The sequence below is a fragment of the Paenibacillus sp. FSL H3-0321 genome, from assembly GCF_038002865.1.
Lineage (GTDB): Bacteria > Bacillota > Bacilli > Paenibacillales > Paenibacillaceae > Paenibacillus_AQ.
The window spans coordinates 963,778-989,232 of sequence record NZ_JBBODH010000001.1 but is presented as its reverse complement, the minus strand read 5'-3'; the positions used below and the strand labels follow the sequence as shown (position 1 = coordinate 989,232).

At 49.7% G+C, this 25,455-nt stretch carries 24 protein-coding genes; 21 read left to right on the top strand and 3 right to left on the bottom strand.

From position 1 onward, the window contains the following. Nucleotides 1-132 precede the first annotated feature (132 nt). From MHI45_RS04170 to pduL, 14 genes are all read left to right on the top strand, one after another. Nucleotides 133-393, top strand: a complete 261-nt coding sequence (locus MHI45_RS04170) for a DUF3243 domain-containing protein (RefSeq protein WP_076110066.1) — start codon at nucleotides 133-135, stop codon at nucleotides 391-393. A gap of 177 nt (nucleotides 394-570) precedes the next feature. Then, nucleotides 571-1,338: a DUF3388 domain-containing protein gene (locus MHI45_RS04165; protein WP_038593346.1), complete on the top strand. Its 768-nt coding sequence runs from the start codon at nucleotides 571-573 to the stop codon at nucleotides 1,336-1,338. A gap of 91 nt (nucleotides 1,339-1,429) precedes the next feature. After that, complete coding sequence (locus tag MHI45_RS04160) at nucleotides 1,430-2,410, top strand: helix-turn-helix domain-containing protein (RefSeq protein ID WP_076110065.1); 981 nt, start codon at nucleotides 1,430-1,432, stop codon at nucleotides 2,408-2,410. Between the two features lie 82 nt (nucleotides 2,411-2,492). Next, nucleotides 2,493-2,654, top strand: a complete 162-nt coding sequence (locus tag MHI45_RS04155) for a hypothetical protein (RefSeq protein WP_167347618.1) — start codon at nucleotides 2,493-2,495, stop codon at nucleotides 2,652-2,654. A 207-nt stretch (nucleotides 2,655-2,861) separates the two neighbouring features. Further along, the gene (locus MHI45_RS04150; RefSeq protein ID WP_076110064.1) at nucleotides 2,862-3,353 is read left to right on the top strand and encodes a YajQ family cyclic di-GMP-binding protein; all 492 of its coding nucleotides are present in this window, start codon (nucleotides 2,862-2,864) and stop codon (nucleotides 3,351-3,353) included. A 150-nt stretch (nucleotides 3,354-3,503) separates the two neighbouring features. After that, complete coding sequence (gene pgsA / locus MHI45_RS04145) at nucleotides 3,504-4,091, top strand: CDP-diacylglycerol--glycerol-3-phosphate 3-phosphatidyltransferase (RefSeq protein ID WP_038593337.1); 588 nt, start codon at nucleotides 3,504-3,506, stop codon at nucleotides 4,089-4,091. Between the two features lie 46 nt (nucleotides 4,092-4,137). Further along, nucleotides 4,138-5,427 (top strand): competence/damage-inducible protein A, encoded by a 1,290-nt coding sequence (locus MHI45_RS04140; RefSeq protein ID WP_076110063.1) that lies wholly within the window; start codon nucleotides 4,138-4,140, stop codon nucleotides 5,425-5,427. A 297-nt stretch (nucleotides 5,428-5,724) separates the two neighbouring features. Then, entirely contained in the window at nucleotides 5,725-6,789 is a 1,065-nt protein-coding gene (gene recA / locus MHI45_RS04135; RefSeq protein ID WP_038593331.1) for a recombinase RecA, read from the top strand. 114 nt (nucleotides 6,790-6,903) lie between these two features. Beyond that, entirely contained in the window at nucleotides 6,904-7,638 is a 735-nt protein-coding gene (locus MHI45_RS04130; protein ID WP_038593328.1) for a regulatory protein RecX, read from the top strand. Nucleotides 7,639-7,945: 307 nt separating this feature from the next. After that, complete coding sequence (gene rny, locus MHI45_RS04125) at nucleotides 7,946-9,487, top strand: ribonuclease Y (RefSeq protein WP_038593326.1); 1,542 nt, start codon at nucleotides 7,946-7,948, stop codon at nucleotides 9,485-9,487. 125 nt (nucleotides 9,488-9,612) lie between these two features. Next, nucleotides 9,613-10,407, top strand: a complete 795-nt coding sequence (locus MHI45_RS04120) for a TIGR00282 family metallophosphoesterase (protein WP_076110062.1) — start codon at nucleotides 9,613-9,615, stop codon at nucleotides 10,405-10,407. A 200-nt stretch (nucleotides 10,408-10,607) separates the two neighbouring features. Beyond that, nucleotides 10,608-10,868, top strand: a complete 261-nt coding sequence (locus tag MHI45_RS04115; RefSeq protein ID WP_019910496.1) for a stage V sporulation protein S — start codon at nucleotides 10,608-10,610, stop codon at nucleotides 10,866-10,868. Between the two features lie 165 nt (nucleotides 10,869-11,033). Continuing rightward, nucleotides 11,034-12,011 carry a dipeptidase gene (locus MHI45_RS04110; protein ID WP_076110061.1) on the top strand — a complete coding sequence of 326 codons (978 nt, stop codon included), beginning with the start codon at nucleotides 11,034-11,036 and terminating at the stop codon, nucleotides 12,009-12,011. A 164-nt stretch (nucleotides 12,012-12,175) separates the two neighbouring features. Continuing rightward, nucleotides 12,176-12,748, top strand: coding sequence for a phosphate propanoyltransferase (gene pduL, locus MHI45_RS04105; protein ID WP_076110060.1), 573 nt, complete (start codon nucleotides 12,176-12,178; stop codon nucleotides 12,746-12,748). Nucleotides 12,749-12,907: 159 nt separating this feature from the next. Here pduL and MHI45_RS04100 read toward each other — a convergent pair whose 3' ends face one another. Then, the gene (locus MHI45_RS04100) at nucleotides 12,908-13,072 is read right to left on the bottom strand and encodes a hypothetical protein (RefSeq protein WP_179091715.1); all 165 of its coding nucleotides are present in this window, start codon (nucleotides 13,070-13,072) and stop codon (nucleotides 12,908-12,910) included. A 289-nt stretch (nucleotides 13,073-13,361) separates the two neighbouring features. Between MHI45_RS04100 and MHI45_RS04095 the strand changes: the two genes are divergently transcribed. Both MHI45_RS04095 and MHI45_RS04090 read left to right on the top strand, forming a co-directional pair. Next, entirely contained in the window at nucleotides 13,362-14,939 is a 1,578-nt protein-coding gene (locus MHI45_RS04095; RefSeq protein ID WP_076110059.1) for a DEAD/DEAH box helicase, read from the top strand. 495 nt (nucleotides 14,940-15,434) lie between these two features. Next, nucleotides 15,435-15,848 carry a VOC family protein gene (locus MHI45_RS04090; protein ID WP_076110058.1) on the top strand — a complete coding sequence of 138 codons (414 nt, stop codon included), beginning with the start codon at nucleotides 15,435-15,437 and terminating at the stop codon, nucleotides 15,846-15,848. 111 nt (nucleotides 15,849-15,959) lie between these two features. On the opposite strand, the gene dapA is transcribed toward MHI45_RS04090, so the two are convergent. Further along, nucleotides 15,960-16,835, bottom strand: coding sequence for a 4-hydroxy-tetrahydrodipicolinate synthase (gene dapA / locus MHI45_RS04085; RefSeq protein ID WP_076110057.1), 876 nt, complete (start codon nucleotides 16,833-16,835; stop codon nucleotides 15,960-15,962). A 119-nt stretch (nucleotides 16,836-16,954) separates the two neighbouring features. On the opposite strand from dapA, the gene MHI45_RS04080 reads away from it, so the two are divergent. The 3 genes from MHI45_RS04080 to MHI45_RS04070 all read left to right on the top strand — a co-directional run bounded on the left by MHI45_RS04080 (nucleotide 16,955) and on the right by MHI45_RS04070 (nucleotide 20,829). Then, nucleotides 16,955-17,851, top strand: a complete 897-nt coding sequence (locus MHI45_RS04080; RefSeq protein ID WP_076110056.1) for a LysR family transcriptional regulator — start codon at nucleotides 16,955-16,957, stop codon at nucleotides 17,849-17,851. 175 nt (nucleotides 17,852-18,026) lie between these two features. Then, nucleotides 18,027-19,907, top strand: a complete 1,881-nt coding sequence (gene htpG / locus MHI45_RS04075) for a molecular chaperone HtpG (protein WP_076110055.1) — start codon at nucleotides 18,027-18,029, stop codon at nucleotides 19,905-19,907. Nucleotides 19,908-20,097: 190 nt separating this feature from the next. Continuing rightward, complete coding sequence (locus MHI45_RS04070) at nucleotides 20,098-20,829, top strand: MOSC domain-containing protein (RefSeq protein ID WP_144024283.1); 732 nt, start codon at nucleotides 20,098-20,100, stop codon at nucleotides 20,827-20,829. Between the two features lie 77 nt (nucleotides 20,830-20,906). On the opposite strand, the gene MHI45_RS04065 is transcribed toward MHI45_RS04070, so the two are convergent. Then, nucleotides 20,907-21,776 (bottom strand): LysR family transcriptional regulator, encoded by an 870-nt coding sequence (locus tag MHI45_RS04065; protein WP_076110054.1) that lies wholly within the window; start codon nucleotides 21,774-21,776, stop codon nucleotides 20,907-20,909. 151 nt (nucleotides 21,777-21,927) lie between these two features. On the opposite strand from MHI45_RS04065, the gene MHI45_RS04060 reads away from it, so the two are divergent. Together MHI45_RS04060 and MHI45_RS04055 are read left to right on the top strand one after the other, a co-directional pair. Next, nucleotides 21,928-23,664 (top strand): ABC transporter ATP-binding protein, encoded by a 1,737-nt coding sequence (locus MHI45_RS04060; protein ID WP_076110053.1) that lies wholly within the window; start codon nucleotides 21,928-21,930, stop codon nucleotides 23,662-23,664. Then, nucleotides 23,661-25,400 carry an ABC transporter ATP-binding protein gene (locus MHI45_RS04055; RefSeq protein WP_076110052.1) on the top strand — a complete coding sequence of 580 codons (1,740 nt, stop codon included), beginning with the start codon at nucleotides 23,661-23,663 and terminating at the stop codon, nucleotides 25,398-25,400. Before MHI45_RS04060 ends, MHI45_RS04055 begins: the two co-directional genes overlap by 4 nt. The last annotated feature ends 55 nt before the right edge of the window (nucleotides 25,401-25,455 follow it).

Here is a 25,455-nt window from a genome sequence, read left to right as displayed (position 1 = left end):
GGGCTTGGAGAAATGCTCCAGCATAAGATCGTACCGCCCGAGACATATTATAACTGTTGCTTTTAAATCTCACGTAAGGCGGCTGTCACCTGAACAAGGCGGGCGGACCGTAAACATGAAGGAGGATTTAAGATGTCAACAGAAACCGTAGTGAAAAACTTTGATACCTGGAAAAGCTTTTTGGGTGAACGGGTCATTCAGGCTGAAAAAATGGGGATGAGCGAAGAAACCATTTCCAAGCTGGCTTTCGAAATCGGGGAATTCCTTGATAAGAAAGTCGATCCGGGAAACTATTCCAACCGGGCAATCAAAGAGCTGTGGGATGTCGGTACGGACGATGAGAAGCATACCATTGCTTCCCTCATGGTCAAGCTGGCGAAGAAAAACGCATAGGCATGCGGAATAAGCTCCCCTCGCGGGAGCTTTTCTGCAATTATTACAGTAGTGTCCTTGCCTTTCAATTTCATTTTATATATCATTAACATGACCCGTGTTTCAGAACGCTTGCCGAAGCAGGTTTTTTTAATGTATGGCAAAGTGCAGGGAAAAGGAATCTATGAGGTGTAACAAGTGGAATATAAACAATGGTATATGGAGTACAAGATACATAAGAACAGACCTGGTCTGCTTGGAGATATCGCTTCTATGCTCGGAATGCTTGAAGTCAACATCCTGACTATCAACGGTGTGGAAGGTAAGACGCGTGGAATGCTCCTGGAAACAAACGATGACGAGAAGATTATGCTGATGGGCGAAATGCTCAAAAAAGTAGATAATATTACGGTTACGGCGCTGCGTTCTCCACGGCTCGTGGATAAGCTGGCTGTCCGGCATGGACGATATATTGACCGCGATTCGGATGACCGCAAGACGTTCCGTTTTACCCGGGATGAGCTGGGGCTGCTCGTGGATTTCCTCGGTGAACTGTTTAAAAGGGAAGGAAATCAGGTTATAGGACTACGGGGCATGCCCCGCGTCGGCAAGACGGAGTCTATTATCGCCGGTAGTGTCTGCGCCATGAAGCGCTGGACATTTGTTTCTTCGACGCTTTTGCGGCAAACGGTCCGCAGCCAGCTGGCTGAGGATGAGATGAACCCTCATAATGTCTTTATTATTGACGGGATTGTTAGCACGATCCGCTCCAATGAGAAGCATTACAATCTGCTTCAGAATGTGATGAGTATGCCCAGCACAAAAGTAATTGAGCATCCGGATATTTTTGTGCGGGAATCCGAGTATACCTTTGATGATTTTGATATCATTATTGAGCTGCGCAATATGCCGAACGAAGAGATATTGTACGAGTCGTTTACGACAAGCTACAGTGATGATCTTTAGAATATAAAACAAGGCGGATGCTTTCGAAGCGGGTTTTGTACGATGCTCTTCAAGAAAGCAAATGCTGACAAAACTTTTAGGAGGTGATGGCATGTCGGAACTGGGCCGGCATTTGAAGGAGGCTCGTCTGCAAAAAGGGATGAGTCTTGACGATGTCCAGGAAGTAACAAAGATTCGAAAAAAATATTTAGAAGCCATCGAGGCGGGTGACTATAAAGTGCTTCCCGGGAGCTTCTATGTTCGGGCGTTTATCAAAACCTATGCTGAGGCAGTGGGTGTGAACCCGGACGAGCTCATGGAGGAGCATGGCAATGTCCCGGCTGCCCCGGTAGAAACAACAACGATGGAGACCGTGATTCAGAAGCGCAGCCGCAGACCTGAAACGGAACGGAATGCGAAGTGGCTTCCGACAGTCCTGATGTGGACCTTCCCAATATTGATTATTGTAGTAATTTATTTGTACGCTTCTTCGAATATGAACAAAGCTGATCCTAAAAATGCTGCTCCCGAGAATTTGACCAACGAACAAAAGGATCCTTCTAAGAATCAGCCTTCCCCGACAGCGGTCGGGGGCGGAGTGGTGTCTCCTTCGGAATCAGCAGGCAGCCCTGAAGCGACTGCAACGGCTACTGTGGCTCCGACGGCTACACCGGTTCCTTCACCAAGCTCTCAGGCGGTTACGGTCACACAGGACCGTAAATCGGGCAAAACGACGATTTACAAAGTTTCTGCTCCTTCCGGAAGCGCTGTGCAGGTTGAGATTGCGGCAACCGGTGTAAGCTGGCTTGAAGTTTACAAGGGTGAGAATTCCAAAGGTGAGAAGCTCAGCTTTGGCAACACTGCGGCCGGCGAGAATAAGAGCTTTACACTCGGCAGTGAAGGGATCTATATTAAATCCGGATACTCGCCAGCTACAAATATTACTGTTAACGGACAGGTGATCACTGACGGCAAAACTTCCTCCCGTATTCTGCTTGAACTTGATGAGGGCACTTCAACCGACAGTGAATCCGGAAATACAGATGAGTCACAGGACAGCGATACTAGCCAGAATAGCAATTCAGGTCAATAAAGGTATCACGTATAGACTTTGGCTTTTTGGAGAATCTAAGAGCGATCTATAGTTCTTACGCCAAAGTGAGGTGTATACTCTCATGACCGTTAGCTGGATTGTAACAGGGCTGGGCATTATCGTCAGTCTCCTCGGTTATTACTTGACACCGAGCGCCTGGGGCTATGGAATTCTTGGCTTCGGACTGGCACATATTGTGCTGGGGATTCTGGATATGTTTCGGGCTCCCGCTCGTAGCAGATAAAGCCGCTGTATGAACGTCTCCCGGCTGCAGTTATTGCCGGGGGCGTGTTTTTAGCCTTTGCTTATCAAAGGCTTGCACTTGGCTCCACATCTGTGGGGCTGTTTTGCATGCGGGGGTGCGGGTGCCTTATTCTTACCATAATTAGACTTAAGAAGCCCTTTCTCATATAATAGGAGCAGAATAATTGTAAGCAAAGGACGTGGATTCATGAGTTCGGAAAGTTCATTTGACATTGTATCCAAAATGGATATGCAGGAATTGACCAATGCTGTTCACCAGACTGAGAAGGAGATTGATAACCGGTTTGACTTCAAGAACAGCAAAAGCAGCCTGAAGCTGGAAAAGGATGCGCTTCTGATCGCCTCAGAGGACGAGTATAAGCTGGGCGCAGTCATTGATATTTTGCAATCCAAGATGGTCAAACGTGGGATTACCCTCAAGAATCTGGATTTCGGAAAAGTCGAACCGGCTTCCCTTGGGACAGTGCGCCAGCGTCTTGGCCTCAAGCAGGGAATCGATCAGGAAAATGCTAAGAAAATCAATATTCTGATCAGGGATTCCAAGCTGAAGGTGAAGAGTCAGATTCAGGGAGATCAAATCCGCGTTACCGGCAAAAGCCGCGATGATTTGCAGCAAATTATTCAGATTTTGCGCAAAGCCGATTTGCCGCTGGATTTGCAGTTTAACAATTTAAAGTAAGCTTTTGTACCCCGCAGTGCTTACGCACCGATTTTTGCGGGGTGCTTTCTGTTTTTTTGACACGTACATATGGCTATAATATACTTGCTTAAGCAGTTTTGAAGAAAATAGTGGAATTTCGGATTCGTAACGATCAGGGGAGGAACTTCAGTGAATTTGCCCAACCGCATCACGCTAGCCCGCATTTGCCTTATCCCGATTATGATGTTTTTTTTGCTGGTGGATTTCAGATTTTATCCGGAGCCTTTACATTGGGGCTCGTTCCAGCTTTCAATTAATCATCTGATCGCGGCTGTAATCTTCCTGCTCGCGGCCAGCACGGACGGTATAGACGGCTATATAGCCCGGAAATATAACATGGTCACTAATCTCGGCAAGCTGCTCGACCCGCTGGCGGACAAGCTGCTGGTTTCTGCGGTGCTGATTTCTCTGGTTGAGCTGGGAAGATGCGATTCATGGATCGCCATTGTGATTATCAGCCGTGAGTTCGCCGTAACCGGGCTGCGCCAGGTAGCGCTGCTCGAAGGCAAAGTGGTTGCCGCCAGCAAATGGGGCAAGATAAAGACAGTCGTGCAGATTGTCGCTATTTCCCTTCTGCTGCTCAACAACTTCCCCTTCCAGTTCGTCAGTATCCCTCTTGATGATATTGCCATTTGGGCCGCTGCGCTCATCACTATTTACTCGGGGATTGATTATTTCGTGAAGAACAAGGATCTGCTGCAGCTTCATGATGCTTAGAACTTAATAACTCATCCACTCTACAACCAGGAGGAGAAAGCCAGCTATGAAAGCGGAAATTATTGCCGTCGGAACGGAGCTTTTACTTGGACAAATCGTGAACAGCAATGCCCAGTTCTTATCTGTAGAGCTGGCCGCGATGGGAATTGATGTTTATTTTCAAACTGTGGTCGGGGATAACAGCGGCCGTATTCAGGAAGCAATAGAGATTGCAAAGAGCCGTGCGGATGTCATTTTGTTCACCGGTGGAATAGGCCCGACCGAAGATGACCTGACCAAAGACGCACTGGCGTTAACGCTGGGCCGTTCGCTTCATATCGACCAGCTTGCGATGGATCATGTACAGCGTTTTTTTGATGACCGGAAGATTGTGATGACAGAGAACAACCGTAAGCAGGCACTTATTATTGAAGGAACTACGCCGCTTTCCAATGAAATCGGCCTTGCTGTCGGCATCGCGTTCGCCCATGAAGAGAAGTATTATATCGTGCTTCCAGGCCCGCCGCGCGAGATGAAGCCGATGTTTACGGACAAGGCTAAACCATGGCTGCTGCAGCACGCGCTGACAGACGAAATGCCGATTTACTCCAAAATGCTCAAATTTGCCGGTATCGGCGAGTCGCTGCTGGAGGACAAATTGATTGATCTGATCCGGAGTCAGACTGATCCAACTATCGCTCCTTATGCCAAGGAAGGAGAAGTGACGGTCCGCATCTCTACCAAAGCGACTTCTGAACACAGTGCCATGGAGAAGCTGGACGTGCTGGAGAAGACAATCAAGGATATTCTGCCGGAGCATATGTATGCCAATATAGATGTGCCGCTGGAACAGCTTATTGTGGATTGGATGGCGGATGCCGGACTGACCTTAAGCGCCGCAGAGAGCTGTACAGGCGGTTTGCTGATGGAGAGCATCACGAATATTCCAGGCAGTGCATCCATGTTCAATGGAGGTATAGTTTGCTATTCCAATGAGATGAAGAAGAAGTTGCTGAATGTGCCTGCTGCTCTTCTCGAGGGTCCTGATGCTGCCGGAGCGGTCAGCCGCGAAGTCGCTGAGGTGCTGGCGGAACAGGTAAGAATGATAGGGGACAGTGATTTCGGGTTATCAGTTACAGGTGTTGCCGGTCCCGGCTATTCCGAACGCAAGCCGGTAGGGCTTGTCTATGTCGGCTTAGCAGAACGGGGGCAAAAGACTGAAGTGTATGAGCTCAATCTCAAAGGGACGCGTGAGAACATCCGGCTGCGTTCAGTCAAAGCGCTATTATACCGTCTCTGGCGCAGGCTGGAGGAGCGCAAGGTGGCTACTCCGCTGGATGGATCAGCCTTGCAATAACCTGCTAAGACGGTATATAATTGTATATACGGAAGAACCGTAGCACTGAGAACTCTCTGCTGCGGTTTTTTGTTTTATGCGGCGCCGCTGACTACAGCGGAGCTCCTGTGAGCATAGGCCGTTGATTTCCGGTGACTGAAGGATTTGTATTGAATTCAACATCCGGAAGGAGGCTTACAATAAAAGGGAGTATTCTCCCGGAAGACAAAAAAAACGAATGTATGTTCGAAAAAAAGCTTGGCAAGACCTCCAAAACACGTTATTATATTACTATAAACAGTGAAGGAAGTGGTCTGATTGTCAGATCGTCGTGCAGCGCTTGATATGGCGCTTCGTCAAATAGAAAAACAATTCGGTAAAGGTTCGATCATGAAACTGGGAGAATCCTCGCATATGAAAGTCGAAGTCGTACCTAGCGGCTCCTTGGCACTTGATATTGCATTAGGTATTGGCGGACTTCCTAAAGGACGTATTATTGAAGTATACGGACCGGAATCTTCCGGTAAAACGACTGTTGCTCTACATGCGATTGCAGAAGTGCAGAAGCTTGGTGGACAAGCTGCTTTCATTGATGCAGAGCATGCGCTTGACCCTAAGTATGCTAATGCTCTCGGCGTAAACATTGATGAGCTGCTGCTCTCCCAGCCGGATACAGGCGAACAGGCACTGGAAATCGCCGAAGCGCTCGTCCGCAGTGGCGCAGTAGACATTATTGTCGTGGACTCCGTAGCGGCACTGGTGCCGAAAGCGGAAATTGAAGGCGATATGGGAGATTCGCACGTTGGTTTGCAGGCACGTCTGATGTCTCAAGCTTTACGTAAGCTGTCCGGAGCGATCAACAAGTCTAATACGATTGCCATCTTCATTAACCAGTTGCGTGAGAAAATCGGCGTTATGTTCGGTAACCCGGAAACAACTCCAGGCGGCCGGGCATTGAAATTCTACTCTTCCGTTCGGCTTGATGTGCGCCGCGTAGAGAGCATCAAGATGGGAAATGATGTTGTCGGTAACCGTACGAAGATCAAAGTCGTGAAGAACAAGGTTGCACCTCCGTTCAAGCAGGCTGACGTTGATATCATGTACGGTGAGGGTATCTCCAGAGAGGGAAGCCTTGTTGATATCGGTACGGAAATGGATATCGTTAACAAGAGCGGAGCCTGGTATTCCTACGAGGGTGAACGTTTGGGTCAAGGTCGTGAGAATTCCAAGCAGTTCCTGAAAGAGCATCAGGACATTGCTCTGGTGATTGAGAATAAGATTCGTGAAGCCAGCAATTTGTCGACGATTGTAGCGGCTCCGAGTGAAACCGAGATTGCTGCAGAGCAAGAGGAAGAAGAAAACTTGCTGCTCGAAATCGAATAAATTAAAGTGAATATTATATAAGGTAATAGGCGCCCTGTGAATGATCTTAACAGGGCGCTTTTTCATAAGATCAGAAGAGTATAAGAATCAATAGCTATGAGGTGACAGACAGCCATGGTAATACAATTGAACCCTGAACCGGAAGAACAGGAAGAACAACCGCTGGACAATTTCCCAGAAGGCGAGCTGCTTGTCATCACACGGGTAGAGCGGCAGAAGAAGTCCGATCACCGTTACATTATTCATTTCGGCGCTTATAACATGACTGTTCATGAAGATGTCATGATTAAATATCGGATGATTACCGGCAGTTCGTTCATGAAGGAAGATCTGGTGGAAATTGTTGTTGCGGATGAACGGCAGCGTGCTTATGTAGAGGGACTGCGGTATTTGGAACGTAAGCCTCGGACATCTCAGGAAATGGCCCGCCGTTTACGTGAGAAAGAAATAGGAGAGACTATTATTGCCGAGGTCCTGCTGCGTTTGCAGCAGGAGCGTTTCCTTGATGATCCCTTGTATGCCAAGCAGTGGGCGGAACAACGCATTGCAAATCAGCGTAAGGGCAAGCTATGGATCCGTCAGGAGCTGCGGGAGAAAGGGATCGACAAGTCGCTGATCTCGGAAGCGCTGGAGAATATCTCTCCGGAACAGGAACTGGAAAGTGCTCTGCAGACAGGGCGCAAGAAATGGAATCTGATTCGCGGAGACGTTAATGACAAGCGCAGAAAGACCGGAGCCTTCCTCATGCGGCGCGGATATTCCGGTGAAATGGTACGGCAGGTACTGAATGTTTTACGCCAGGAAGAGGATTTTGAGGGTGAAGAAGAGGAGATTTACTTCCCTGACTGATTCTCTTGACTTAAATGCGGTTATCGACTCTCTTGACAAGGTCTTTTTATAAATAATAAAATATAACATGAATCGGCATAAACTAAGAATCCTTTTTCCTTCCCAAAAAGCAGACTCTTATGAACCGGTTCGCGTACAACTCATATGAAATGTAATCGCCGGATAAGGCGGGCAGTGTGCATGTGCAGCATGTGCAGTATGGCAATCGGTGTATTACCGGTTTTTTGTATGGTGATGAACGGATAGTTTAACAACTGCACAATTCCCAAGGCATTTCCCTTGGAGGAACCAACGAGGAGGTGAACAGATGGTAACTGCAATCTGGGTCATAATCGTTCTCGTTGTAGCTGCATTATTCTTTGGATTCGGTTATTTTATTCGTAAATCCCTTGCAGAAGCTAAGATTTCAAGCGCAGAGAAAGAAGCCGTAGTCATCGTGGAGAACGCGAAGAAAGAGGCGGAGGCGCTGAAGAAGGAAACGGTACTCGAAGCTAAGGACGAAGTCCACAGAATCCGTACTGAAGCTGAGAAAGAAACTCGTGAACGTCGGAATGAAATCCAACGGCAAGAGAGACGTTTGCTGCAAAAGGAAGAATCACTGGATAAAAAAATGGAATCGCTTGAACGAAAAGAAGAACAAGTAGCTAACAAAGAGAAACGAATTGACGAAACACAACAGCAAATTGATGTAATTTACAAGAACCAGGTCACTGAACTGGAACGCATTTCCAATTTGAGCATCGATGATGCCAGAAGTATCATTCTTAGCAATGTAGAACAGGAAGTTCGCCACGAGACCGCACAGATGATTAAGGAAATTGAACAGCAGGCCAAAGAGGAAGCGGACAAGAAAGCCCGCGAGATCATTACACTGGCTATTCAGCGCTGCGCAGCTGATCATGTGGCGGAAACAACCGTGTCAGTAGTTACATTGCCGAATGAAGAAATGAAGGGCCGGATTATCGGCCGTGAAGGCCGCAACATCCGTGCACTGGAAACTCTTACTGGTATTGATCTCATTATTGATGATACGCCGGAAGCCGTTATTTTGTCGGGCTTTGATCCGATTCGCCGCGAAGTGGCCCGTACGGCACTTGAGAAGCTGGTTGCTGATGGACGTATCCATCCGGCACGGATTGAAGAGATGGTGGAGAAATCCCGCAAAGAAGTGGATGAGCGGATTCGCGAATACGGTGAACAGGCTACCTTCGAGGTTGGCGTTCACGGATTGCATCCGGATCTGATCAAAATTCTAGGCCGTCTGAAATTCCGTACGAGCTACGGTCAAAATGTACTCAAGCACTCCATGGAGGTTGCTTATTTGACTGGACTTATGGCCGGTGAGCTTGGGGAAGACATCGTGCTTGCTAAACGTGCCGGTCTGCTGCATGATATCGGCAAAGCGCTGGATCATGAAGTGGAAGGTTCGCACGTCGAGATTGGCGTCGAACTGGCGAAGAAATACAAGGAGCATCCGGTTGTTATCAATAGTATCGCGTCCCATCACGGTGACTGCGAAGCTACTTCGGTTATTGCCATGCTGGTTGGAGCTGCTGACGCCTTGTCGGCTGCACGCCCTGGCGCACGCCGTGAGACACTGGAAACGTATATCAAACGTCTGGAAAAGCTGGAGGAAATCTCCGAAAGCTTCGACGGCGTCGAGAAGTCCTACGCCATTCAAGCGGGCCGCGAGGTTCGGGTGATGGTGCAGCCTGAGAAGATCGACGATGCGGAAGCATTCCGTCTGGCCCGCGACATTACGAAGATGATCGAGAGTGAACTGGATTATCCGGGTCATATCAAGGTTACCGTAATCCGCGAGACACGGGCTGTTGAATACGCTAAATAAGCAAGGAAATCGGCCCCCCTGCGGGGCCTTTTTTCTTTCATACAGAATATATGCTTTCGAAGCCGGATGTGTACGAAGAACATTCAGCACGGATTAACCCACTAAACTTTTAGGAGGAGAACAACATTAAAGTTTTATTTATAGGTGATATTGTAGGCAATACCGGCAGAAAAGCGCTGCGTGAAATGCTGCCTTCGCTGAAGAACAAATACCAGCCGCATATAATCATTGCGAACGGAGAAAATGCCGCAGCGGGAAGAGGAATTACTTCCGCTATTGCCAATGAATTTTTCAACTGGGGCGTTCATGGCATTACAATGGGCAATCATACATGGGATAACAAGGACATCTTCGAATTTATCGACGACGAGCCCCGGATCATCCGTCCGGCTAATTTCCCCGCAGGAACACCTGGCAGAGGATATACGATTATTAAAGGCAATGGCAAAGAGCTGGCGGTTGTCAATTTGCAAGGACGGACCTTTTTGCCGGCAATTGATGATCCGTTTCGGGTGGGCGAAGAGATTGTGGACGAGCTGCGCCGGAATCACAAGTGTATTCTGGTGGATTTCCACGCCGAGGCTACTTCCGAGAAGATCGCTATGGGCTATTTTATGGACGGGCATGCTTCCATTGTTGTAGGAACCCATACACATGTGCAGAGCAATGACGATGTTATCCTGCCGGGAGGCACTGCTTATCTGACGGATGCCGGCATGGTTGGTTCAAGAGAAGGGATTTTGGGTATGGAAAAGGATGCGGTCCTCTATAAGTTCACTACCCAGCTTCCGGCCAGATTTGTGGTTGACGAAGGTAAATGGCAGTTGCACGGTTTATTCGCAGAGATTGACGAGGCTACGGGCAAGGCAACACGTCTGGAGAAGATTCGGCTGCGTGAAGATGAATGGGTAATGAGTTAATGAGGGCACCAAGGAATTAGGCTTTTCGGGAATAATCGCTGGTTTTGGGTAAAGTGTGATATTTTTTATATCGAAAAAGAGTAACTTTTGTACCATTTTCTCCGGAGTAGTCCGCAAAAAGAAGGAATTATTTCTTCTCTCGCGAATAACATCTACAGTAGTGGAAGAACACCATCATTTTCCCAGGGGAGGTACTTACTATGGATGTATTAAAAGTATCAGCTAAATCCAATCCGAATTCCGTTGCCGGCGCACTAGCGGGTGTTCTTCGTGAACGTGGATCGGCCGAGCTACAAGCTATTGGAGCAGGAGCACTGAACCAAGCAGTCAAAGCAGTTGCCATCGCCCGGGGATTTGTCGCGCCAAGCGGTGTCGACTTGATCTGCATTCCAGCCTTTACTGACATAGTGATTGATGGAGAGGATCGGACGGCGATTAAACTCATTGTAGAGCCTAGATAATTAATGAATGTTAGAACTTACGGGATGAACCTGTTTACCTATGTAAACAGGTTTTTTGCTGTGCAGGTGAAGAGCGGGTCATCCTCTGCATAAACTATAAGCAGGAGCGCTGGATGCGATGTGGCGCGGAAACTGGATGACAAGTAAGAAAGTGAGGCCGATCTCATGGGAAGAGCGGAGCAACTACGGGTGGCGGATTTCCATTGTGATGTTCTGAGCAAACTGCAGGCTTCCCCCCATCTTAATTTCGACAAGGACAGCCGGCTTGATGTAACTGCAGAACGGCTTGCAGCGGGTGGCGTCGGCCTGCAAGTTTTTGCGATTTATCTGTCTACGGTTAGGGGAAGACCTAGTTTTGAAAGTGTGCTGGGACAAATTGAACTATTCCAGGGCAAAGTGCTAGGCTCAGGAGGCCTTCAGTGGCTGCGCTGGAAGGAGGAAGCAGTGGAACTGGTTAGAGTGCCCCCTAGATGGGGGCTGCTGTCTCTGGAAGGCGTAGACGGTCTGGAGGGGAATCTATTCTATGCTCAGTTGTGTTTCGATCTCGGGGTGCGCTTCCTTGGAGTCACCTGGAACTATGCGAACTGGGCTGCAGATGGTGTACTCGAACAGCGGAATGGAGGATTTACCGAAAAAGGCCGGGAGCTGATCGAGTGGTGTAACAGCAGCGGTATGCTGCTGGATGTGTCTCATTTGGCCCCAGCAGGCTTCTGGGAGTTGGCTGAGCGGAGCAAGCGTCCGTTTATTGCCTCCCACTCCAACGTCGCAGCTGTGTGCCGCCATCCGCGCAATCTGAGCGATGAACAGATCAAAGCGTTGATTGCCATGGACGGCCGGATGGGACTTACCTTTGTTCCTTGGTTTGTTAAAAATGGAGGCGACGCCAAAGCTGATGATCTTCTAAGGCATATCGATCATGTCTGCAGCCTGGGTGGCACAAGGCAGCTGATGTTTGGTTCTGATTTTGACGGGATTGATGCCTGGGTAGAGGGACTGGAGCATCCTGGAAAATACGCCGAGTTTGCTGAGCTGCTGCTCCGCTACTATCCGGAGGATCAAGTGAAGGGGTGGCTGTACGAAAATGCTTGGAGTTTTTTAAGCCTGCATTTGCCGCCAAAACTAAACGACCAAAAAATACCATAAAGTAACAGATCATGACAAAATCGTGACAATCCAGCTTCGAAATCTCAAAATGTCGAAAAAAGGACTCTCATTGTGCAGAGGGTCTTTTTATTTTTGGGTAATAAGAGGTATAATGTTCAGTGGCTTGTACAGATACTAGAGAAAATACAAGGAGTGACTTTACAATGAGCAAGACTGTACCCGTAGGTGTGTCGGCTAGACATATTCACCTTACGCAAGAGCATGTGGAAGCGTTGTTTGGCGCAGGTTATCAATTGACTGAGTTCAAACCACTCTCCCAACCCGGACAATTCGCAGCTAACGAGCAAGTAGCAGTAATCGGCACCAAAGGTAAATTCGACAAAGTAAGAATTCTAGGACCTGTCCGTCCGGCATCACAGCTGGAGATTTCCCGCACAGATTCTTTCAGCCTCGGCGTGAAAGCACCTGTTCGTGAATCCGGACATATCGAAGGCACACCGGGCATTACCCTTAAGGGACCAGCCGGTGAAGTAGAACTGGAGACTGGCGTAATTATTGCTGCACGTCACATTCACTTCCACACTTCTAAAGCAGAAGCTTGGGGCATCGCCGACAAGCAGCTTCTAAAAGTACGTCTGGGCGGCGAACGCGGCCTGGTACTGGAAAATGTTCTTGCCCGCGTATCGGACAATTTTGCGCTTGATATGCATATCGACACCGACGAAGCCAATGCTGCAGGTGCCAACAACGGCGACACAGCTGAAATTGTAGATTAGTATTTATTTATAAGCAGGTCAAGACGCGGAGGAGCGATCCTCCGCTTTTTTATGTTCTGTTATCTTATGCGTTTAGGATGATGCCTTGGAGTTGAGGTAGTGGGTAAATGAGATGAGAAAGTGGTTACTATGTTATAGCTACAGTGTTTACGATGGTTCCTACGGGCTGCGTTCTTCGAGCAAAGTCTGGCTGAGTTTGGCAGCGGCGCGGTTTTTGTACCACATATAGCTATAGTGCTTTTTGCAATAGCCCTTGGCATAATGTCTCGCTGAACAGTTGGGGAATGTGCATAATGATGGATTTGCTGTTCTTTTTTTACCCATGATTCAAAGCGCTCCTTTGCGTCATTTGTGATTTGCATGATTACTGTACACCAGCAATCTAAACCAAATCTGAACAACCCTGCTTTAGTAATGGAATAGGAGGCGTGAAAGGAATTGATGGTGGTTACACTAGGACTAACATAAAAATTTCTGCTGATGTTTTTCTTATTGTTCAATTTGTGTTATCATTATGTGTTATGACTTTGATGAGCGCTATGTGGAGACGCTGCAAACAAGGTACAGCAGTTACCTGATTGATAATATATGTATTTAAAATTAAGGAGACAACATGACTTTTAATGATTTGAATTTGATCCCAGCGATCCTCAAGGCGTTAAGCCAAGAAAATTATACATCACCCACCCCCATTCAGGAGGAGTCCATTCCCGCGGCTTTGGCCGGCAGAGACGTTCTAGGCTGTGCTCAGACCGGAACAGGCAAAACAGCCGCTTTTTCCTTGCCGATTATTCAGCTGCTAAGCCAGCAGCCTTCTGCAACCGGCGGCAGACGCCGGATTCGTTCGCTGATTCTCACACCGACTAGAGAGCTTGCACTGCAAATCTCGGAAAATATCCAGGCCTACAGCAAATTCACCAGTATCCGTTCAACAGCTATTGTTGGCGGTGTATCGCAAAAAGCTCAGGAGCGGGCATTAAGCCAGGGCGCGGATATCCTGATTGCCACGCCAGGGCGGCTCATCGACCTGATTACCCAGAAGCATGTTGATCTGCAGTATGTGCAGATTCTTGTACTGGATGAAGCGGACCGCATGCTGGACATGGGCTTCATTCATGATGTGAAGCGGATTATCGCCAAAATGCCAAGCAAAAAACAAACATTATTCTTCTCGGCTACGATGCCGACAGAAATTTCGAATTTGATCAAAACACTGCTGGTGAACCCGGTGAAAATCGAGATTACGCCAGTTTCCTCCACCGTGGACAGAATCGAGCAGTCGATCTATCTGCTGGAGAACGGCAACAAGCAGAATCAATTAAACCGTCTTCTTCAGGACAAATCGATTGTCTCGGCACTGGTCTTTACCCGCACCAAACGTGGTGCTGACCGGGTTACCCGTGATTTGACGCGGATTAATATTACTGCTCAAGCGATTCACGGCAACAAATCCCAAAATGACCGGCAAAATGCGCTGCGCAACTTCAAAAGCGGAGCTACCCGCGTGCTTGTTGCTACAGACATTGCCGCCCGGGGGATTGATATTGACGAACTGTCGCATGTCATCAACTTCAACCTGCCGAATATTCCGGAAACTTATGTCCACCGTATTGGCCGTACAGGCCGTGCCGGTATGAGCGGAATCGCCATTTCTCTCTGTGAGGCCGAAGAGATCCCGTACCTCAAGGATATTCAGAAGCTGATCGGCAAGACGATCCCTGAAGTTAAGGACCATGCGTATCCGATGTCTAAGAGCGCACAGGCTTTGCTGAATGAACGCCCGGCAAAAGCTCCGGCGAAGCCGGCAGCCAAGGCGAAGACCAATCCGGCGCGCAAGCCAAAGTCGGAATGGTTCACACAGGGCAACCGTGCGGGCAGCACTTCCGGCGGAAGTAAGAACAGCGGCCAGGGCAGCAGACCGAACGGGGAATCGGCTCATCAAGCAGGAGCGGGTGCAAGATCCGGGAGTGCTTCGGCCAGTGGAGCCGGTTCTAGCGGCAGAGCAAGCGGAGGAAACGGCAGCGGAACAAGTGCTAGCAGCCGCCCAGGCGGCTATAGCGGCAGACCTGGTGAACGGGCTGGTGCCGGACAGAACAGCAGACCTGCCGGCAGCCAAGGCGGCAGACCCGGTAACAACCACAGCAGCCGACCTGGCGGCAGACCTGCAGCCAAAGCGGGCAGATCGCAATAAACGGATGCTTATAGATTAGACTGCAGCCTTCCCTGAGCGGGAGGCTTTTTTTTGTGCGTTATGAGTTCTGCTTTCCGAAGCTGTAGGCTAAACTGGAGTAAAAGAGGTGAGCTATGTGATAGATGAATTTGTCTGGGGAATTTTCGTCGTTGATAATTATCAATTACTTCGAATGCCGATGAATAATAGCTTCGCATACTATCATAAAAAGAGTGGTAAATTTGTTGTTAAGCTTGCGAGTCTCGTCAGTTACACAAAAAAGCGGTAGTCTAGGGCTTTATTTCGCCATGACTTCCGCTTTTTTATTGGTATCGACGAGTAAAGGCAGCTTGCTAACCCGGTTCAGAAGCTTCACGAGACAGCAAATAAAGGTAAAACTATCCATCCTGAAGAATATGGATAGAGTATTAAAAATGGAAAAATAGCATTGATTGAAGATTATGGTTAAAGCATTATAAAACAGTTGCATATCTCAGAAGAGGTGGAATTGGGAGTATGAGATTGAAATTAGAAGGAATTACGGTTTTGGCGCATGATGTTCCTAGATTGACTAGCTTTTATCGTGATGTACTCGGATTTAAGACCGTTGTTGAAGAAAACCATTATGCTGAATTTGTGAATGGCGGCATTCGCCTTGCGATTTGTTTAACACCATTGATGGCGGATAACACAAACGGTCATTATTCCTTTATAGAAGAGCGTAAAGGGCAAGCCTTCGAGCTTAACTTCGAATGTGATTCACCGGAGGCTGTCCACACGATGTATGAGGAGCTTATTTCAAAAGGGGCTGCAGGGATCACTGCACCGAAGTCGATGTCTTGGGGGCATACCACGGGTTTCTTCGCAGATCCGGAAGGCAACATTCATTCTATTTTTGCGGTTAATCCGGTGGCAGCGGACATTCAATAATACCTAGACTACGCTGAAAATGGTAGACATAACAACAACCGCCTTGGACAGTCTGTGACTGCACCGTAGCGGTTGTTGTTATGCGTAAATATCCGGTTATGGATTCAGGTGTTATCCGGCCAGATAAGCCCCCAGTTCCTCACGCAGCTCAGAGCTGATCGAGGTCATCGGCAAGCGGAGCGTATCAGAGGAAATCTCTCCGTAGGCGCTAAGCAGCCATTTGATCGGAGCCGGATTGGACTCCTTGAAGAGCAGCTTCATCAGCGGCAGCAGCTGGTCGAACGCTGCTGTAGCTTCAACGGTCTGCCCGGCTTTGAACTGCTCGTAGATACCGAGGAACTTCGCGGTATGCACGTTGGCCGAGGCCAGCATGCCCCCGGCGGCTCCGCAGCCCAGCATATGCAGGAACTGCAGGTCGTCGCCGCACAGCACCGGCTTCGATCCCAGCCGGGACAGCTCGGAGACTAGCAGCGGAGAGCCGGAGCAGTCTTTTAAACCTACTACGTTATTCATCTCAAGGATGGTGCGTGCGGTATCGACCGACATGCCGACTCCGGCGCGGCCCGGGATATCATAGGCGATGACCGGAATGCCCACTTCGGCGGCTTTGCGGAAATGCTCAATAATGCCTTGCTGGGAAGGGCGGCTGTAATAAGGGACGACCACGAGCACAGCATCAGCACCTGAATTGGCAGCCAGCTCAGTGCGGGCTATAGTGGAGGCCGTATCGTTAGTGCCTGTGCCGACCACCAGCGGGACCGGGCTCGATTTCAATAATTCCCGTGATGCATCCACGAGAGTCTGTAATTCCTGTATGTTGACTGTCGGCGATTCTCCAGTGGTTCCATTGACGACCAGACCATGAATATTGTTCTTGATGATGTTGTTCACATAACGCTGATATGATTCCAGATCAATCTCGCCAGCTGCATTGAACGGGGTTACCACGGGAACATAGATTCCATAAATCTGTTCTTCTGTTAACATGAATATCGTCCTCCAAAATGTTGAAATCCTTTTATCTTACTGTAGCATGGAATATTCCATCGGCGTTAGCTATAATAAATGATGTGGGTTATCAATAATATTGATGTTAGGGTGAGGTTATGGATTTAACATATATGAGGACCTTCCGCGAGGTCGCGAAACGGCAGAGCTTTACCCGCGCGGCTGAAGAGCTGGGCTATGCGCAGTCCAGTGTGACGATGCAAATTCAGAAGATAGAGAAGGAATACGGGGTTCCATTGATAGAGCGGCATGGACGTGCGCTGCGCCTGACTCCACCTGGAGAAGAGCTGTTGAAGCTGTTCGTGGAGATTCTGGATTTGTATGACCGTTCCAAGGAGACGATCGCCCAGCAAATCGGCGGGACGCTGACGATCGGGACCATTGATTCCTTGGCTGCATTTTATTTACCGCCGTTCCTGCAGCAGCTGCGCACGACTTTTCCGGGACTGAACATTCATCTGCAGACCGAGCAGGAAGCCAATCTGGTGGCGAAGATCCGTGACGGTGAAGTGGACATCGGCTTAATGCTGGACCGGAATGCCACCGACTCCGTGCTTGAGCGGACGATCATCAGAGATGAGCCGCTGGTGCTGGTAGCACCTGCAACCCATCCTCTAGCCCAACTTGCGGACGTGACACTGCAGGATCTGAACAACTGTGAGCTGATCGTTTCCGAGGAGAGCTGCATTTACCGCAGCCTGTTCGAGAATCTGCTGCGGGAGCACGGGATTGTTTTCCGCATCGGCTTTGAGCTGTCGAATCTGGAGGCGATCAAGCGTTGCGTGCGCAACGGGCTGGGCATTGCCTTGCTGCCAAGAATCGTCGCCGAGGAGGAGATCGAGCGGGGGAACCTGGCGGAGCTGTCTTTTGCCCATCCGGAGATTCATTTCGATCTGCAGCTGCTGCTGCATCCCAAGAAGTGGAAATCACTGCCGCTGCAATCGCTGATTCAGATGCTGCTGGCAGATGCTAAGTCGAAGACGGTGGCGCTGTGAAATGCGCGGATGAACGACAGAAAAGTGACTTTTAACAGGCTAGTATGCAGCAAGATATTGACATCAAAAACGAGAATATGGTATATAAAAGGAAGTGTTAGCACTCATTCGAGTGGAGTGCTAATTTCCAGAGAGTAAACAGAAGAGTTATTTTTGAAAGGAGATTATTTTATTCATGGCCAAAAAAGAGTTTAAAGCCGAATCGAAGAGACTACTAGAGATGATGATCAACTCCATTTATACACAGCGGGAAATTTTCCTGCGGGAGTTGATTTCCAACGCAAGCGATGCCATTGATAAAATCTATTACAAAGCGCTGGCAGACGATGCGCTGGTGTTCAATAAAGAGGATTATTTCATTAAAGTCACTGCCGACAAGGACAGCCGCACGTTGACCATCTCTGATACAGGGATCGGGATGACACAGGAAGAATTGGAGAACAATCTGGGGATTATCGCGAACAGCGGCTCTTTTGCATTCAAAAAGGACAATGAGTCGAAGGACGGCCACAATATTATCGGCCAGTTCGGTGTCGGGTTCTACTCTGCATTTATGGTGGCGGACGATGTTACTGTAATCAGCAAGGCGCTGGGCAGCGACCAGGCGTACAAATGGGAGTCCCAGGGCGCGGATGGATATACGATCGAACCGTTCGAGAAGGATGCTGTCGGCACCGAGATTATTTTGAAGATTAAAGAGAACAGTGAAGAAGACAACTACGATGAGTTCCTGGAAGATTACCGCCTGAAATCCATCATCAAGAAATATTCTGACTTTATCCGTTTCCCGATCAAGATGGATATTACCGGCAGTCAGCCTAAGGAAGGCAGCGAAGGCGAGTTCGAGGAAACCAAAGAAGAGCAGACTGTGAACAGCATGGTGCCGATCTGGCGCAAGAACAAAAACGAGCTGACCACAGAGGACTATGACAACTTCTATGCCGAAAAACGCTACGGCTTCGATAAACCGCTGAAGCATATCCATATCAGTGCAGATGGCGCTGTAGTCTATAATGCGATTCTGTTCATTCCAGAAAATACACCGTTTGATTATTACACCAAGGAGTATGAAAAAGGTCTTGAACTGTACTCCAACGGCGTGCTGATTATGAACAAATGCGGGGATCTGCTGCCGGATTACTTCAGCTTTGTCAAAGGGATGGTCGATTCCGAGGATCTGTCGCTTAATATCTCCAGAGAGCTGCTGCAGCATGACCGCCAGCTGACCCTGATTGCCAAGAACATCAAGAGCAAGATTAAGAGCCAGCTCCTGAGCCTGCTGAAGGATGAAAGAGAGAAATACGAGACATTCTACAAGTCTTTTGGCAGACAGCTTAAATTCGGAGTCTACAATGACTATGGCATGGAAAAAGAAACCCTCCAGGACCTGCTGATGTTCCACTCCTCCAAGGAGAAGAAGCTGGTTACGCTGGCTGAATACGTAGAAAGAATGCCGGAAGACCAGAAGTATATCTATTATGCTTCCGGGGAATCGGTTGAGCGGATCGAGAAGCTGCCGCAGACTGAAATGGTATTGGACAAGGGTTATGAAATGCTCTATTTCACCGATGATATCGATGAGTTCGCGATCAAGATGATCATGAACTATAAGGAAAAAGAATTCAAAAATGTATCCAGCGGTGATCTGGGGATTGAAGCAGATGCAGCTGACAAGCCTTCGGAAGAAGAGGAAAACGAGAACAAAGGGCTGTTCGACGCGATGCAGGGTATTTTGTCCGGCAAAGTGAAGGCAGTCAAAGCCTCCAAACGGCTGAAGAGTCATCCGGTCTGCCTGTCCACGGAAGGTGAGCTGACCATCGAGATGGAAAAAATCCTCAAAGCGATGCCGAACGGCCAAGAGGTACAGGCGGATAAGGTACTGGAAATCAATATTAACCACGACGTCTTCAAGTCCTTGAAGGCTGCTGCCGAAGGGGATCAGGAGAAGCTGGGCCTTTACACGAACCTGCTCTACAATCAGGCGCTGCTGATCGAGGGCTTGCAGGTTAATGATCCTGTACAGTTCACCAACGATATTTGCAAAATCATGGTATAGAATGGCGGCATTTGCCGAACTGGAGCATCACTGAAGGCTTCGCCCAACGGCTGCCCAGAGAGAGGATGTCTCATCGTAAAGATGAGGCTTCCTTTTTTTTGTTGAGGCTTGTATCAAGAGAGCTACAATTTAAGGAGAAATCGGGTACAATAAGCTTATGTAATTTCTAGGATAAATGGAGGAACAGACTTTGACATTGACTGTTGGTGTGATCCGTGAAATCAACCGGTATCCGGTCAAATCGTTCGCGGGAGAGCAGCTGGAGGCTTGCGACATTGAATCCTACGGCGTCGTAGGCGATCGGGTTTGCTCTTTTTATGATGAAAGGAAACAGGGCTGGAAGCGATTCGTTACGGCCCGCAATATACCGAATATGCTTACCTATCAGGCGCGTTACCGGGATGGGGAGGTCGCTGTCACTGCAGCGGACGGGCGGACCTTTCGCTGGGACGAGCAGCTGCTTGAAGAGATTCAAAGCCAGACAAAAATCCCGGTGAGCATGTCCAGCCTGAAGCAACCGCACCCGGAGAATCCGCATTTGCTGTCGGTGGATGAGGCCAGTATCCTGCTTGTTACCGATGGCAGTCTGAGAAAACTGGAGGCGCTCTGGGGACGCGAGGTCGATCAGCGCCGGTTCCGCGGGAATTTCGTGATAGCATTAAGCGATGAGTCGCTGTTTGAGGGAGACTGGACCGGGCGGAGGCTGCGGATTGGCGGGGTAGAGCTGCAGGTGAATGAGCTGTGCGAGCGATGCGTCATGACGACGATGGACCCTGATACTGCGGAGAAAGCCCCCTCGCTTCTGAAAATCGTCAACAAAGAGCTGGGGCTTCAATTCGGCGTGTATGCTTCCGTTATCCAAACCGGGCGCGTCTGCGTTGGAGATGAGGTTCATCTGGCTGATAGGCCGGCAAGCCAATAAGCTTAAGCGAAATGCCAGCGCTGTTCCGGGTAATGCCGGTACAGCGCTTTTTTCATTTTGTGTATCCATACCCATGCCTACTCCGCTCTGAAGCATTCAATGAACTTCTCGGCCAGCGACGACAAATATTTGTCCTTCATCCATACGGCGGCGACCCGGGTGCGGAGCGATTCACCGCGAATTTCCTTATAACGCAGATTGTCGTTTCTCATGAGGCCGAAGGCTGATTTCGGAAGAATGCCGATGCCGAGACCGGCATTGGCCCAGAGCAGCGTGGTGCGGGCATCGTCGTTCATGCAGAACACATCCGGATTGAATCCGTGCTCCAGGCAGGTTTCACGGATCAGCTGCTCGAAGCGGCGGTAAATAATCAGCGGCCTGTCCTTGAGTTCCCCGATATCAATAGAGGACTCTCCGTCCGTCCAGTCATAATCAGGAGTCATCACGGCAATCATAGGTTCAGCCCCGGCATATACACATTCGAGACTTGTGCTGTTAAAGGGCGTGCGTACAATGCCGACCTCGATGATTCCTTTGCTGAGCAGATCAATCACCTTATAGGTGTTGCCTTCGTGAATTTCGAATTTGACGCCGGAATAGATTTTGTGAAAATCAAAGAGCCGATCCTGCAGCAGAGTTGCCGCAGAGGAGGAAACCGTGCCAATGGAGAGCGTTCCCCGCAGCCCGCTTGCAAAATCACTAATCTCACGTGTGGTGGCATCGGCCAGCTCCAGAATCTGCTGTGCCCGGCCCCGCAGAATTACTCCGGCATCGGTCAGCTGTATACTGCGCGGTCCGCGCTCCACTAACTTTACACCAAGCTCCTCCTCCAGCAGCTTCAGCTGCTGACTGAGCGGGGGCTGGGCCATTTGCAGCTTCCGTGCAGCGGAAGTAATCTGTCCTTCCTCGGCAATCGCCAAGAAGTATTTGAGCTGTCGGATATCCATTTGTAAAACCTCCGGATTTGGCATATGAATTAAGTATGGCATTGATACGAAACCAATATTATTAATATGTAATCAGGTATGACATAATCATAACGGGTCTTAACGCTATTTCATAGTGATTACATACTACATAAGTTAGGTGAGGGTTACTGTGTTCAAAATTGCTGTTTTTCTTAAACCGTACAGAAAAGAAGTTATACTCGGGCCGATCTTTAAGCTGCTGGAGGCGATCCTGGAGCTGCTGCTGCCGACCATCGTTGCGCTGATCGTGAACAACGGAATCGGCGGGCAGGATAGTGCCTATGTGTACCGGATGGGCGGGCTTATGCTGCTGATGTCGCTCCTCGGTTTCGGCTGCTCGATGGTTTGCCAATATTATGCCGCCCGGGCATCACAGGGCTTTGGCACTTCGCTGCGCAACAAGATGTTCAAGCATATTTCTTCGTTGTCCTATGCCGAGCTGGATACCTTCGGTACACCGTCGCTAATCAACCGGATCACGAGTGATGTGAATCAGCTGCAGCTGGCAGTGGCCATGCTGATCCGTCTCGTAGTCCGTGCGCCGTTTATCTGCATCGGGGCCATTATTATGTCGATGGTTCTCGATTTCCGGCTGTCGCTGATTCTGCTCGCGGCGACACCTGTTTTTGGCGTCATCCTGTACTTTATCATTACCCGCAGCTCGCCGCTCTACCGCAAATATCAGCAGAAGCTGGATCATTTGGCGCTGGTGCTGAGCGAGAATCTATCCGGTATCCGCGTCATCCGCGCCTTTGCCGAAGCACGGCGGGAGAAGCAGCGCTTCAATGAAGCTTCGGATGATTTGACGGCAACGGCGATCCGGGTTGGACGCATCTCTGCCTGGCTTGGCCCGATGACTACTCTGGTGGTGAACGCAGCGATTATTGCCATTCTGTGGGCTGGCGGCATACACATTGATGCCGGCCGATTATCACAGGGTGAAATCATTGCGTTTATCAACTATGTAACCCAGATTCTGCTGGCGCTGATTGTTGTATCGAATCTGGTAATTCTCTTTACCAAGGCTGCGTCCTCTGCGAACCGTGTGAATGAAGTGCTGGCGGCTGAAACCTCAATCTCGGATGAAGGGAACGGCGCCCTGCCAGTGATGGAAGCGGCAGCTTCTGCTATTTCTTTCGAGCATGTCTCCTTCGGTTACAACAAGACTGGAGAGCTTGCACTGCAGGATATCTCAGTGGTGATCAACCGCGGAGAAACCGTGGGGCTTATCGGCAGCACCGGCTCCGGCAAGTCCACCTTCGTGAATCTCATTCCGCGTTTCTATGATGCGGTGGAGGGGGAAGTCAGAGTAGGCGGCGTCAACGTCAAAGAATACCGGCTGGATCAGCTGCGGAGCCTGATTGGCATTGTGCCGCAGAAGGCGCTCCTGTTCACCGGGACGATTGCCGATAACCTCCGCTGGGGCAAGCAGAATGCAACGAAGGAGGAACTGATGCAGGCGGCCGTTGTAGCCCAGGCCGATGAATTCATCCGCAAGCTGCCGGAAGGGCTGGATACACTGGTCGCGCGTGGAGGGTTGAACTTATCCGGCGGACAAAAGCAACGTCTTACCATTGCCCGCGCCGTCGTGGGTACCCCTCCGATCCTTATCCTTGATGATTCTTCCAGTGCGCTCGACTTTGCGACCGATGCGGCACTGCGCAGGGCACTGAAGGAGAGCAGCAGGGATATGACCGTGCTGCTGGTATCCCAGCGGGTCAGCACGGTGCGGCAGGCGGATCAGATTATCGTATTTGAAGAAGGACGGATTGTTGGGAAAGGCAGTCATCAGGAACTGCTGGAGAACTGCGGGGTTTATCAGGAAATCTGCCAGTCCCAGCTTTCCAGCGAGGAGGCGGGACAATGAAGGGCGACAATACCTGGAAGAGATTGTTTGGCTATACAAGTCATTTTAGAGGCATGACCATAACCGCGGTAATCTGCGCCATCATCAGCGTGATTGCCAGCCTGATCGGGCCGCTGCTGATCGGCCGGGCTGTCGATCATATGGTGGGTCCGGGAGATGTTGATTTCGCCGGAATCCTCCGGCTGCTGCTAATCTTGGCTGCGGTATATATTGTGGGCAGCTTTTTTGGCTGGCTGCTGACGTATTACACCAATCGGATAGCTTACAAGACGGTCTACGACATGCGCCGTGAGTTGTTTGACAAGCTGAATGTGCTGCCGCTGAAATTCCATGACAATCATCCGCAGGGCGACAGCATCAGCCGTTTTGTCAATGATATGGACGCCGTTTCGGACGGGCTGCTGCAGGGTTTCTCCACGCTGCTGACCGGTATTGTGACCATTGCCGGTGCGATCGGGCTGATGCTGTACATTAGTCCGGTGATGACGGTAGTCGTGCTGCTGTCGGCTCCGGCAACCTTTTTTGTCGCCCGGTTCATCACTACGCGTTCCCAGAAGCTGTTCCGTGAGCAGGCGAAGATTCTCGGCGGATTAAACGGATATGTGGAAGAAATTATCGGCGGACAAAAGGTGGTGCAGGCTTACCACTACGAGGACCGTTCATTCGCCCGTTTCTCGGAACGTAATAATGAGCTGTACCAGACAGGCGTCAAATCCCAGTTTTACGGTTCATTGGCTAATCCGACAACACGGCTGGTCAATAATATTACCTTCTCGGTCATTGCGATGATCGGCAGCGCGCTTGTAATTGGTGGGCATTTTTCGGTAGGGGATTTGTCCAGTTTCCTGATTTATTCGAACCTGTTCGCAAAGCCGTTTAATGAGATCACTGGTGTCATCACCCAGCTGCAGTCGGCGACGGCTTCGGCACAGCGGATCTTTGCCATTCTCGACCTCCCGGCGGAAACGCCGGATGCTGCAGGGGCACACGTCATGGGTACCAGTCATGGCACAATCACCTTTGATAAAGTAAGTTTTGCATATGATCCCGGGCGTCCGCTAATCAAGAATTTCAGCCTGGAAGTGAAGCCGGGTACCCGTGTAGCCATTGTAGGACAGACTGGGGCAGGGAAGACGACGCTGGTCAACCTGCTTATGCGTTTCTATGACGTAGACAGCGGGACAATCAAAATTGACGGAATAGACATTAATAAGATCACCAGGGACAGTCTGCGGCGGAATTTCGGAATGGTGCTGCAGGATACATGGCTGTTCGGAGGCTCCATCCGCGATAATATTGCTTATGGCAAACCGGAAGCGACGGAGGAAGAGGTGGTGGTAGCAGCCAAAGCAGCGAATGCGCACAGCTTCATCAAACGGTTGCCGGAAGGGTACGCTACGAAGATCAGCGGTTCTGGAGACAATCTGTCCCAGGGACAGAAGCAGCTGCTCACCATCGCCCGCGTTATGCTCGTGGATCCGCCGATGCTCATCTTGGACGAAGCAACCAGCAGCATTGATACATTGACGGAGATTCGGATTCAGAAGGCTTTTCTCGCCATGATCTCAGGGCGCACCAGCTTCGTTATTGCCCACCGGCTGTCCACGATCCGCGAGTCCGATCTCATTCTCTACATGAAGGACGGAGACATCGTCGAGAGCGGCACACATGAGGGACTCCTGGAAAGCGGAGGACACTATGCCCGGTTGTACAACAGCCAGTTTGCAACGGTATAGCGGGCTTAAGATTGCAGGTTATGGAGGAAGCAAGCCACTTGGACAGGCCTTCACG

Bases quoted from the DNA above. Each gene is read 5' to 3' on its own strand.
- MHI45_RS04170 (WP_076110066.1), top strand. From the start codon at position 133: ATGTCAACAGAAACCGTAGTGAAAAACTTTGATACCTGGAAAAGCTTT.
- MHI45_RS04160 (WP_076110065.1), top strand. From the start codon at position 1,430: ATGTCGGAACTGGGCCGGCATTTGAAGGAGGCTCGTCTGCAAAAAGGG.
- MHI45_RS04155 (WP_167347618.1), top strand. From the start codon at position 2,493: ATGACCGTTAGCTGGATTGTAACAGGGCTGGGCATTATCGTCAGTCTC.
- MHI45_RS04150 (WP_076110064.1), top strand. From the start codon at position 2,862: ATGAGTTCGGAAAGTTCATTTGACATTGTATCCAAAATGGATATGCAG.
- MHI45_RS04140 (WP_076110063.1), top strand. From the start codon at position 4,138: ATGAAAGCGGAAATTATTGCCGTCGGAACGGAGCTTTTACTTGGACAA.
- MHI45_RS04130 (WP_038593328.1), top strand. From the start codon at position 6,904: ATGGTAATACAATTGAACCCTGAACCGGAAGAACAGGAAGAACAACCG.
- rny (WP_038593326.1), top strand. From the start codon at position 7,946: ATGGTAACTGCAATCTGGGTCATAATCGTTCTCGTTGTAGCTGCATTA.
- MHI45_RS04115 (WP_019910496.1), top strand. From the start codon at position 10,608: ATGGATGTATTAAAAGTATCAGCTAAATCCAATCCGAATTCCGTTGCC.
- MHI45_RS04110 (WP_076110061.1), top strand. From the start codon at position 11,034: ATGGGAAGAGCGGAGCAACTACGGGTGGCGGATTTCCATTGTGATGTT.
- pduL (WP_076110060.1), top strand. From the start codon at position 12,176: ATGAGCAAGACTGTACCCGTAGGTGTGTCGGCTAGACATATTCACCTT.
- MHI45_RS04100 (WP_179091715.1), bottom strand. From the start codon at position 13,072: ATGGGTAAAAAAAGAACAGCAAATCCATCATTATGCACATTCCCCAAC.
- MHI45_RS04095 (WP_076110059.1), top strand. From the start codon at position 13,362: ATGACTTTTAATGATTTGAATTTGATCCCAGCGATCCTCAAGGCGTTA.
- MHI45_RS04090 (WP_076110058.1), top strand. From the start codon at position 15,435: ATGAGATTGAAATTAGAAGGAATTACGGTTTTGGCGCATGATGTTCCT.
- dapA (WP_076110057.1), bottom strand. From the start codon at position 16,835: ATGTTAACAGAAGAACAGATTTATGGAATCTATGTTCCCGTGGTAACC.
- MHI45_RS04080 (WP_076110056.1), top strand. From the start codon at position 16,955: ATGGATTTAACATATATGAGGACCTTCCGCGAGGTCGCGAAACGGCAG.
- htpG (WP_076110055.1), top strand. From the start codon at position 18,027: ATGGCCAAAAAAGAGTTTAAAGCCGAATCGAAGAGACTACTAGAGATG.
- MHI45_RS04065 (WP_076110054.1), bottom strand. From the start codon at position 21,776: ATGGATATCCGACAGCTCAAATACTTCTTGGCGATTGCCGAGGAAGGA.
- MHI45_RS04055 (WP_076110052.1), top strand. From the start codon at position 23,661: ATGAAGGGCGACAATACCTGGAAGAGATTGTTTGGCTATACAAGTCAT.